The following is a 9,135-nucleotide window of genomic DNA, read 5'->3' as shown; positions in this document are numbered from 1 at the left end:
CGCCAGCATGCCAATTGGCGCAGCACAGAGGTGAATGGCTTACATGGACACGATCAGCATTGCACAGGCGCGTCGTATCGCTCTTGCTGCGCAAGGATTTGGAGCACGTCGCCCGGAGGCCGTCGGCCCCAACCAGATGACCAAACTGCTCGATCGCATCCAGCTTCACCAGATCGACAGTGTCAATGTCGTGTCCCGCGCCCATTACCTGCCCGCTTTCTCGCGGCTCGGACCTTATGATCGGCAAGACCTCGACAGGCTCGCCTGGGGGCCTCGCCCCAAAAGGAAGCTTTTTGAATATTGGGCGCATGAGGCCTCGCTGCTACCCTTCGATCTTCAGCCTCTGTTGCGATGGCGCATGGAGCAGGCGGATCGCGGCGATGCGGGCTGGAACGGGATGCGGGATTTCGCGACAAGCCGGCGAGCGGAGCCCATGGCTCTGCTGGAGAAAATCCGGCAAGAGGGCCCCCTTTCGGTCTCCGACTTCGAAACCCACAAGGGGCAGTCCGGATGGTGGGAGTGGAGCGATACCAAACGCGCGCTGGAATGGCTGTTCTGGGCGGGGCATATCACGACCGCAACGCGGCGAGGAAACTTCGAGCGGGTCTATGACCTTCCCGAGCGTGTGATCCCGGCCCGCATTCTCGATCTGTCGACGCCGAGCGAAGAGGATGCTCACCGGGCCCTGATCGAGCGAGCCGCGCGGGCGCATGGCATCGCCACCGACAAGGAACTCAGGGATTATTTCCGCCAGCCACCGGCCGAGGCAAGAGCTGCCATCCTGTCACTTGCCGAAGAGGGCGTCCTCCTGCCGGTTTCGGTGCCGGGATGGCGCCACGCCTGGCTCCATCGCGATGCGCGGCGGCCACGCCGGATCGAGGTCCAGGCGCTGCTGGTTCCCTTCGATCCGCTGATTTGGGAACGCGATCGGGTCGAGCGCCTGTTCGGCTTTCGCTACCGCATCGAGATTTACGTGCCGGCCGAGAAGCGCGAATATGGCTATTATGTCCTGCCCTTCCTGCTGGGCGACAGGCTGGTTGCCAGAGTGGACCTCAAGGCCGATCGCGCAAACAGCCGTCTGCTGGTGAAATCCGCGCATTTCGAGCCTGACGCCCCGGCGGAAAGCCGGGAGCAGCTTGGCATCGAACTCGATAGTCTCGCCGGATTTCTCGGGCTGGATGGCGTTGAATTCGCCAGCGGATAGGCAGCGCATTTGCTCTGCCTATCCATGCGTTCAGCTCGATTTAGCAAGCTCGCACTTAATGGCATCGACAAGCAGCGGGTCATCGGGGCCGACGACCGGAGCAAAACGGGCCGCCACTTTTCCATCCCGACCGACGAGGAATTTCTCGAAATTCCAGAGCACCTCGGGGTCCTCGTTGGGCGTAATGCCATAGCCCTTCAGACTGGTGCGAAACTCGTCCACGGGGCCCTGCTTGGCGGGCGCGGCCGCTGTCAGGGCGGCATAGAGCGGCTGCTTGCCTTCCCCCGACACCGGAGCCTTGGCAAAAAGCGGGAAGCTCACGCCGTAGTTCACCTTGCAGAACGCGCTGATCTCTTCAGCCGATCCGGGCTCCTGATTGCCGAAATCATTGGCGGGAAAGCCCAGCACCTCGAAGCCCTGGTCGCGATAGCTCGCGTAGAGTGCCTCGAGCCCCTCGTACTGCGGCGTGAGCCCGCATTGCGAGGCTACGTTGACGATCAGCAGCACCTTGCCGGCACGATCGGCAAGACTGTCCCTGGAACCGTCCAGCCGGGTCAGTGCAAGAGAAGCCAGATCATCTGCCATGGAGCACGCCTTTCGTGGAGGGATATGAGGCTGATAGCCTCGATTTATCCCGTGTTAAAGGGTAGTCCTGTCGATTGCATTCGAGAACGAAGTCAAAGCATCGTGAGGCCAGCCATGGGACCGTCCAATCTCCTCGACCTCGGCGCGGCGAACAGCAGTGCCGGTAGCGCTGAGGAACTCTTCGAGGATCTGCTTGCCCGCCCCGGATTGCGGATCGAACGCATCGTCTCGCGCGGTCACACCACCCCATCCGAACAGCCCTATGTCCAGAGCTGGGACGAATGGGTGCTGGTGCTGCAGGGCAAGGCGCGCCTGCAGATGACAGGTCGCGATGAGACGCTGCTCGCGGCCGGCGAGCACCTGCTGATCCCTGCCGGAACGCCCCATTGGGTGACCTATACCGAAGATCCGACAATCTGGCTCGCGATCCATATCGGCGAGACCTGAGCACCTTCCGAGCTTATAACTCATGGCGCACCTGCGCATGAGCAAGCACCGCGAAGAGCCCCGTGCCGCCAATCACATTGCCGATAAAGGTCGGTAGCATGACGCCCAGCAGTGCGTGGAGAAGCGTGGTCTTACCGCCAACGCCAGCAGCCAGGCCTCGCCCGAGCCTGCGACCACATGGGCAAAGCCGCCCAGCGAGATGAGATAGGTGAGCGTCACGATCACCCAGAACTCCTGCCCCTTTGAGGACGGCAACATCCAGGGCACCGCCGCGATCAGAAAGCCGGCGGGAATGCCCATGCGCAGCGTCTGCAGAAACGACCGATCCAGCAGGTGCCCGGATAGATCCAGCATCGCCTGATGCTGATGGCCGGTGATGATCCATTCCTGATCGAAGGTGATCGCAATCATCAGTGTTCCCGCCAGATTGGCGCCCAGCACCAGAAACCAGAAGCGCAGAAGGCGGATCACATTGGCCCTTGTGGGATGGGTGGCCACCGGGATCACCGCTGAGAGCGTGCTCTCGGTGAAAAGCTGCAAATGGCCCAGGATGACGATGAGGAAACCAACCGTATAGCCAAAGCTGGCCACCAGCGGACGCCAGGCTTCATCGGGGAGCAGCATCTCGAGCTGCGCCTGCGCAAGGATCGAGGCGCAGATGCCGATGCCCCCAGCCAGTCCAGAGAACAGCAGCGACAGAGCCGGACGCTCCATTTCCTCGTCGCCGTGGCGGCGCACCACCTCGTGAATGATCCTTGTGTTGGCGGCCTGCTTCTCAACGACGACAGCCCGCTCTTCTTCGGTGAGCGCGATATCACGCTCGCGCGCTTCGATGTCCTGACCGGCTGCATCGGCGACCAGCTCGGGAGCAGCCGGATTGTTTGTGGTCTTTTTGCCTGATGGCGGGCTCGTCATGCGGTGCTCCCTGCGCACTCACCATGAAGCGCCGAACCATCCAATGCGCGAGACGCTGTTTTGCTGCACCGCGTTGGCAAGGCTGTGGCGTTTGTCTCTTCCACCCGCCTTGCGGTCTAGACCCCAGTCTGGCTCCCGGAACGCCCGCCAAACTGATCCGGCGCGATCTCGGGACGACCGGGATCGGGAATGTCGATGTCGGGCAATACAGGTGCCACGCCCGGCACATCGACATCGGGCGCTTCGATGGGCTCAGGCAGAACCGGAAATTCAGGGGGCGACTGCGGTTCGATGCGATCGGGATCAGGTCGACTTGCCACGGCTTTCTCCTCTGTCAGGAAGGGAAGTTCCCCCTCCACCTCAAGTTCCGATCGAGGAGGCGTATCTGAAGGCGCAGGAATACGAACGTGACGCACAGCATCCTGTGACACCCGACGGGCGTTATTTCGTTGTGCGCGGCAGGCTGTGGCGCTGCAGCGATCCATCCTTGCCGGAAGATCAGCGAAAGCGTCTTGTCCATGAGTTGATGGATGCCCGCCGCGCCGTGCGTGATGCCGGGCGCGCCAAAGACGAGCTGCTCAAAGAGCAAGCTCGCCAGCGAGTGCATGCTGCCAAGCTTGCTCTGGGCGAGCGCGGCGCCGTCTGGTGGGAGGGCGGCGCGCCCGATTACAACCGGCACATGGCGAAAAACACACCTTACGCCACGTGGTTCTCCGCACTCCAGCCATGACCCGGCCATCCCGCAAGGGTCACGGCCCGCCGCGCCTTGCTCTCGACACGGGAACGCCCGGATCACCTTTCGCTTCCGCCTTTGTTCGAGAAGGGAGCAGATCATGAGCCAGACATTAAAAAAGGGGCAGAAGGTCAGCTGGAACAGCCATGCCGGCAGGGCCCATGGCAAGGTTGTCAAAACGATCACGAGCCCAACGCGCATCAAGAGCCACAAGGTCGCAGCCTCGCCCGACAACCCCGAAGTGATTGTCGAGACCGAAGAGGGAAAGCGCGCTGCGCACAAGCCCGCCGCGCTGACATCCGACAATCGGTCGAAGCAATAACGCCTTCACCGCAACGTATGACGCTTTTGCGCTCTGGCCATTGGTCATCCTGTTGGGGCAAAGCTGCCCAAAGTCGGTTCGTTACCTGTCGGCAGGATGCAGGACCAGACCGGGCTTGTTTCCCCGGCATGAAGAGCTGCCCTCTTCATCTCTGCTATCGTCTGCTCTAAACTCATCTCGGCCCAGCCAATAGCGCCTATGGAGAAAGTATGAAGACCGTCTCCTTCCCCGATGGCACCAGTGTCCCGGCTCTTGGTCTGGGCACCTGGATGATGGCCGAGAAGCCGCATCTGCGCGCCCAGGAAATCGCCGCGCTGCGCGAAGGCATAGACCTTGGCATGACGCTCATCGACACCGCCGAAATGTACGGCGAAGGCGAAGCCGAGAGCCTCGTCGGCGAAGCAATCGCCGGCCGACGCCACAAGGTCTTTCTGGTGAGCAAGGCCTATCCCCACAATGCCTCGGCGCATCGCCTTCGGCGTTCCTGTGAAGCCAGCCTTCGCCGCCTCGGCACCGATCATCTCGATCTCTATCTGCTGCACTGGCGCGGCAATGTGCCTCTCGCGGAAACGGTCGAAGCCATGGAGCAGTTGGTCGAGGCGGGCCTGATCGCTCGCTGGGGCGTCAGCAATCTCGATACGGATGATATGGGGGAACTGTTTGACGCAGGCGGCGAGGCCTGCGCCACCAACCAGATCCTCTACAATCTGACCCGCCGCGGCCCGGAGTTCGACCTCCTGCCCTGGCTGAAGCGGTGCTCCATTCCGGTGATGGCCTATAGCCCGATCGAGCAGGGGCGCCTCCTCGGGCGCCGCGCGATTGTCGACATCGCAGAGCTTCACAATGCCAGCCCGGCACAGGTCGCACTGGCCTGGCTGCTGCAACGGGACGGTGTGCTGCCGATCCCCAAGGCGGGAAGTGTGGAGCATGTGCGGGACAATCGCGCTGCCGCCGACCTCGTCCTTACCCCCCAGGATCTGGCCGAACTGGACCGTCGCTTTCTCAAACCAACCAGGCATCACCCTCTGGAGATGCTGTAAACGCGAACGATCAGGAGATGCTTGGGCCGCCACGCCCGCGCCCGACCGACCAGTTGACCTCGTCGCCGCGCATCAGGCCGGACACGGCCTGCCCTGCCTTGCGCTCCAGCATCGGCTTCCACGGCACCAGCGTGAAATCATGCGCACGTTCGATCAGCGCGAAACGCCCGCTCACCAGATCGACCGGGCGGCGATAGATCCCTTCGATCCGTCCACCCTGCTTCGCCTCCTCAAAAGGCAGGTCCAGCTCAGTCGCCAGCTGCCTTGCCGCGCGCAACAAATCCCGCCGCTCCAGCGCCTGAATCATGCCCTTGGGGAAGAGGCCGGTTTCCTCGTCCTGAGCAAAACCCTGAGCCATGAGCCACTGGCGCCTGCGCGCCATGACCTCACGCAGATCGCGCCCGAAGCCGGCATCACGCAAGGAACCTGCTCCGATCTCAGGATCAGCACCAGCAACCGGCTCCAAAGATTCCCGTCCGCCTTGGTCCAGTCCTTTCCCACCAGCCCCGCGCTGCCCCTGTCCTGCCAGTCTGCGATCAATCCAGCTTGCCGCCTCGACATCGACCAGCTTTTCCAGCGGGAGGGTCGAAAGGCCGGTGATCGCCACCGGGCGATCGCGCAGCTGCTTCTCCTCCCAAGCCATAACCCGGTCGAGGTGATCGGGCGCGATCACCCATTGCCCGGACCGTTCACGCGTCACCGCGCCACCGCCGCGCCGCATGGCTTCAAGCCGCCGCACATGGGTCTGAGCAAAGGCCTCGCTGGCGCCGGGATCATGCCGCAAATGCAGATCGACATCATACCGCCCGCCATTCTCCGCCGCGACTTCGGCAATCACCCGGTCCGAGGGCCGGACCGTAGCCTTCAAAGGCTCGATATGGACCACCGATCCAGGCGAGAGCTGATAGTTGTCGAGCGGCAGGCCGCGCGCGCTTCCGACATCAAGATAATGGCTCCGCCCATCGGCCGCATCGACGATCAGATAATGCCGGTCCGCATGCTCGTCCGACAGGCCGTGGGCCAACACGCGTCCGACCATCGGTCGAGCCACTGTGGCGCCCGGCTCGTGGATCACCTGATCGCTCACGGCCCGCTCGACACCCGCGCTGGTAATCTCGCGCTGCATGGTGCGGATGATATCGCCGCGCTCGCCCATCCGCCGCAGCGTCTCTTCCAGCCCCTCGGCCAGTCGGTAGCGCGTGCCCTCCACCGGTTCGGCCATCCCCAACCGGGCAAGCTTGACCAGGCGTCCCGCGCGCAGCGTCTGATCGAAGGCATCACGACCCGATGCATCGACCTCCCGCTGAGCGTCCGCCGTCTTGAGCAGGGAACGGTCGATCGAGGTTAGCCTTTCCGCCTCCACTTCCGCCCGCAAGGTGGTCTCGACTTCGCGCTCGCTGCGTGGCCCCAGATCGAGATCGACCAGTTCGATAGCCCGCTCACGGAGCCCCTTCGTCATATAGTCTTTGGCGATGACCAGATCCGCACCGCGATCATCCTTGCCGCGCACCACGATATGGGTGTGGGGATGGCCGGTGTTGTAGTGATCGACCGCCACCCAATCGAGCTTGGTTCCCAGATCCTGTTCCATGCGATCCATCAGCCGCCGGGTCAGCGGTTTGAGGTCGTCATACTGATCGCCATCTTCCGGCGAGACGATAAAGCGAAACTGATGGCCATCACCGGCGCCGCGCTCCTGAAAAGCCTTGCCATCCGCCTCATTGTCAAAACGACTGTAAAGCGTCCCACGCTCACCCTCTCTGGTGGTGCCGTCCCGCTGCAGATAACGTAGATGCGCAGCGGCGGCCGCGGCGCCCTTACCGGCCAGCCGCACGATGCTGGCCTTGACGATGACGCGGCGGCTGTGAGCACCGCCATATTTGCCCCGGCTCCCCAGCACCCGACCGACGCCGCTGCCCCGACCGATCCGGCTCCCCGAGAAGCCACTTTTGCCGGCTCGTCCAGCACCACCACGGGCGAGATTGGCCGCCGCCAGCACGCGCCCGAGGAAGCGCTTCCCCGAACCCCTGCCTTTGTTGCCGATGCGCCCGAGGCGCGGATGGAAATCGTCATCCTGCGCCATGGTCGACCGCCCTGTCACTCGAGTGGCCGAAACCGGCCCCATCCGGCACCCAGCGCCCCATGGTGCCATCGAAACCCGCAGAAATCCGCCATTTCAGCACACCATGGCACCATCGCTGCAGGCATGGTGCCATAAGAACACCCAAAAAAGATGTGCAGACAATGGGTTATGACGACGCAGTGCCATAGCTTTATCTTGCCTTACGCGCCCTCCCTTTGTCCCGGCCCCTCCAGCACCGATCCTCCCTCCCCGACCCTGCTGCCCGCCAAGTGGATCAGCACCAGGCCGAGCCAGCCCACGCAGTCTCCCGCCACCGACGAAAAACGGCTGATTTCCCGCGATCATGGCGCTTTCCTCAACACAAACATGGGGTCTTTCGTGGGCACTTCCGGTGCTGAGTCGCCCGCCAATTCTGCCTGTTTCGCGTGACCGGCCAGCACCACGAACATGCCGCTTTCGCGCGGCAATTCGCGCGGAATTTCGGGAGAATTTATGGCATTTCGCGCGGTCGCTGCCTTCGCCTGCGTGATCGTGTCGAGATAATTGCGGGTCTCGGCTGGCAGGGGACGGCCAGCATTCACGCTGGCGCCATAACGCCCCGGCCCCGCGTTATAGGCCCCGAAAAGACCCGGGTAGCCAAAGCGGTCATACATCGCTCGCAGATAGGCGGTGCCTGCCAGAATGTTGTCGCGCGGCTGATAGGGATCACCGCCCAACCCAAGCGCCGAACGCATCGAGCGCCATGTTGCGGGCATGAGTTGCATGAGCCCCATGGCGCCTGCCCGGCTGGTGATGGGTCTCCCTTGCCACTCGGTCAAACCGCGACTTTCAGCCCGGATCACCTGCTCGATCCATGCCACCGGAACGCCGAAACGGGCGGAGGCATCGGCGATGATATCGCGCCATTGCCAGACGGCATCGCCGCCCGCGACTTCACCCGCCCGGCCCCCTGCGACGCCCCCTGCCACGCCCCGCGCCACGGACCCGCCAGCCACCACCGAAGTGGCCGGTAGCGATGGCTGGCCATGGGCGGATGGGATCAGCGAAGGCACGCCAAGGGCAAGGATCAACGCACTTGCCGCGTGACGCCACCGCCTCACCGCGCCCATAGCAACGTCGCCTTGCCGATGATGTCAGACCGCTGCGTAACCCCAAAATAGCGACCATCGAACGAGTCTGGCCGCTCGCTCATCAGCAGGAAGGACTCCCCTTCATCAAGCTGAATACAGCCCTGCCAGAGGGGCAACTGACGTCCGCGACCATCGACTTCGCGACGCAACGCCACTTTGACGCCGTTCACCTTGATCGCCGGGCCGATGGCACAGACAGTATCGAGCCAACTCGCCACCACCCGTTTCACCAGCGGCACACCCGTGGGCAAATAATGACGGCTGGCCGCCAGTGACCGGACATGGCTTGGCGGCCATGCGATGGCCCAATCACCGCGATCCGGCACCCTGCCGGGATCGACAAGATAGAGGCCGATGGGCGCGCTGGCACTGGCATTCCAGAGCAAACGCGGGGCTGGCGGAGCAAGGATCGTGGTTCCAAGCGCCATCAGCAGGCTGGCACCAGCGGCGGCGCGGCGTTGCAGAATGCGGCGGCGCAGGGCGCGCTGGCGGCTGCCCTCCAGCCACACGACCAGCGGCTCGGGGCGGCTCATGTCGTGAGGTTCAGTCATGGTCGCCTCCCCGCGCGCGCGACAGCGACCATGCCTCCAGATCATCGATATGATAGACCCAAGTGGCGCCATGCTTCCGGCAGCGAGGCCCGGTCTCATCGCGTCGCATGCGACGCAGCGTCGTA

The 9,135-nt window shown here is 63.4% G+C and carries 12 protein-coding genes; 5 read left to right on the top strand and 7 right to left on the bottom strand.

Translation table 11 applies throughout. The annotated features are described in order from the left end of the window. Window positions 1-43: 43 nt before the first annotated feature. Window positions 44-1,204 carry a winged helix-turn-helix domain-containing protein gene (locus tag HGK27_RS08705; protein ID WP_206240172.1) on the top strand — a complete coding sequence of 387 codons (1,161 nt, stop codon included), beginning with the start codon at window positions 44-46 and terminating at the stop codon, window positions 1,202-1,204. Window positions 1,205-1,234: 30 nt separating this feature from the next. Here HGK27_RS08705 and HGK27_RS08700 read toward each other — a convergent pair whose 3' ends face one another. Next, window positions 1,235-1,789 carry a glutathione peroxidase gene (locus HGK27_RS08700; RefSeq protein ID WP_206240171.1) on the bottom strand — a complete coding sequence of 185 codons (555 nt, stop codon included), beginning with the start codon at window positions 1,787-1,789 and terminating at the stop codon, window positions 1,235-1,237. A gap of 114 nt (window positions 1,790-1,903) precedes the next feature. On the opposite strand from HGK27_RS08700, the gene HGK27_RS08695 reads away from it, so the two are divergent. Beyond that, a complete protein-coding gene (locus HGK27_RS08695) occupies window positions 1,904-2,236 on the top strand; it encodes a cupin domain-containing protein (protein ID WP_206240170.1) in 333 nt (110 codons plus the stop codon). A gap of 72 nt (window positions 2,237-2,308) precedes the next feature. Here the strand turns inward: HGK27_RS08695 and HGK27_RS08690 are convergent, their stop codons facing one another. Beyond that, window positions 2,309-3,151 carry a formate/nitrite transporter family protein gene (locus HGK27_RS08690; RefSeq protein WP_241126952.1) on the bottom strand — a complete coding sequence of 281 codons (843 nt, stop codon included), beginning with the start codon at window positions 3,149-3,151 and terminating at the stop codon, window positions 2,309-2,311. Between the two features lie 116 nt (window positions 3,152-3,267). Further along, entirely contained in the window at window positions 3,268-3,471 is a 204-nt protein-coding gene (locus tag HGK27_RS08685) for a hypothetical protein (protein WP_206240169.1), read from the bottom strand. On the opposite strand from HGK27_RS08685, the gene HGK27_RS08680 reads away from it, so the two are divergent. The 3 genes from HGK27_RS08680 to HGK27_RS08670 all read left to right on the top strand — a co-directional run bounded on the left by HGK27_RS08680 (window position 3,465) and on the right by HGK27_RS08670 (window position 5,246). Next, window positions 3,465-3,881, top strand: a complete 417-nt coding sequence (locus HGK27_RS08680) for a hypothetical protein (RefSeq protein WP_322099023.1) — start codon at window positions 3,465-3,467, stop codon at window positions 3,879-3,881. The two genes, HGK27_RS08685 and HGK27_RS08680, sit on opposite strands and share 7 nt — an antisense overlap. A gap of 103 nt (window positions 3,882-3,984) precedes the next feature. After that, entirely contained in the window at window positions 3,985-4,206 is a 222-nt protein-coding gene (locus tag HGK27_RS08675; protein WP_206240168.1) for a hypervirulence associated TUDOR domain-containing protein, read from the top strand. A 209-nt stretch (window positions 4,207-4,415) separates the two neighbouring features. Beyond that, window positions 4,416-5,246, top strand: a complete 831-nt coding sequence (locus HGK27_RS08670) for an aldo/keto reductase (RefSeq protein ID WP_206240167.1) — start codon at window positions 4,416-4,418, stop codon at window positions 5,244-5,246. Between the two features lie 10 nt (window positions 5,247-5,256). On the opposite strand, the gene HGK27_RS08665 is transcribed toward HGK27_RS08670, so the two are convergent. From HGK27_RS08665 to HGK27_RS31015, 4 genes are all read right to left on the bottom strand, one after another. Further along, window positions 5,257-7,329, bottom strand: coding sequence for a DUF3363 domain-containing protein (locus HGK27_RS08665; RefSeq protein ID WP_206240166.1), 2,073 nt, complete (start codon window positions 7,327-7,329; stop codon window positions 5,257-5,259). Between the two features lie 341 nt (window positions 7,330-7,670). Beyond that, window positions 7,671-8,399 carry a lytic transglycosylase domain-containing protein gene (locus HGK27_RS08660; RefSeq protein ID WP_407674609.1) on the bottom strand — a complete coding sequence of 243 codons (729 nt, stop codon included), beginning with the start codon at window positions 8,397-8,399 and terminating at the stop codon, window positions 7,671-7,673. Window positions 8,400-8,425: 26 nt separating this feature from the next. After that, window positions 8,426-9,010, bottom strand: coding sequence for a S26 family signal peptidase (locus HGK27_RS08655; RefSeq protein WP_206240164.1), 585 nt, complete (start codon window positions 9,008-9,010; stop codon window positions 8,426-8,428). Next, window positions 9,003-9,119 carry a hypothetical protein gene (locus HGK27_RS31015; RefSeq protein ID WP_241127358.1) on the bottom strand — a complete coding sequence of 39 codons (117 nt, stop codon included), beginning with the start codon at window positions 9,117-9,119 and terminating at the stop codon, window positions 9,003-9,005. The genes HGK27_RS08655 and HGK27_RS31015 overlap by 8 nt, the downstream gene beginning before the upstream one ends. Window positions 9,120-9,135: the final 16 nt, after the last annotated feature.

The organism is Novosphingobium terrae, assembly GCF_017163935.1.
Classification (GTDB): Bacteria; Pseudomonadota; Alphaproteobacteria; order Sphingomonadales; family Sphingomonadaceae; genus Novosphingobium; species Novosphingobium terrae.
This window is presented reverse-complemented; position numbering and strand designations above follow the sequence as displayed.

Bases quoted from the DNA above. Each gene is read 5' to 3' on its own strand.
- HGK27_RS08705 (WP_206240172.1), top strand. From the start codon at position 44: ATGGACACGATCAGCATTGCACAGGCGCGTCGTATCGCTCTTGCTGCG.
- HGK27_RS08675 (WP_206240168.1), top strand. From the start codon at position 3,985: ATGAGCCAGACATTAAAAAAGGGGCAGAAGGTCAGCTGGAACAGCCAT.
- HGK27_RS08655 (WP_206240164.1), bottom strand. From the start codon at position 9,010: ATGACTGAACCTCACGACATGAGCCGCCCCGAGCCGCTGGTCGTGTGG.
- HGK27_RS08665 (WP_206240166.1), bottom strand. From the start codon at position 7,329: ATGGCGCAGGATGACGATTTCCATCCGCGCCTCGGGCGCATCGGCAAC.
- HGK27_RS08695 (WP_206240170.1), top strand. From the start codon at position 1,904: ATGGGACCGTCCAATCTCCTCGACCTCGGCGCGGCGAACAGCAGTGCC.
- HGK27_RS08690 (WP_241126952.1), bottom strand. From the start codon at position 3,151: ATGACGAGCCCGCCATCAGGCAAAAAGACCACAAACAATCCGGCTGCT.
- HGK27_RS08700 (WP_206240171.1), bottom strand. From the start codon at position 1,789: ATGGCAGATGATCTGGCTTCTCTTGCACTGACCCGGCTGGACGGTTCC.
- HGK27_RS08670 (WP_206240167.1), top strand. From the start codon at position 4,416: ATGAAGACCGTCTCCTTCCCCGATGGCACCAGTGTCCCGGCTCTTGGT.
- HGK27_RS31015 (WP_241127358.1), bottom strand. From the start codon at position 9,119: ATGCGACGCGATGAGACCGGGCCTCGCTGCCGGAAGCATGGCGCCACT.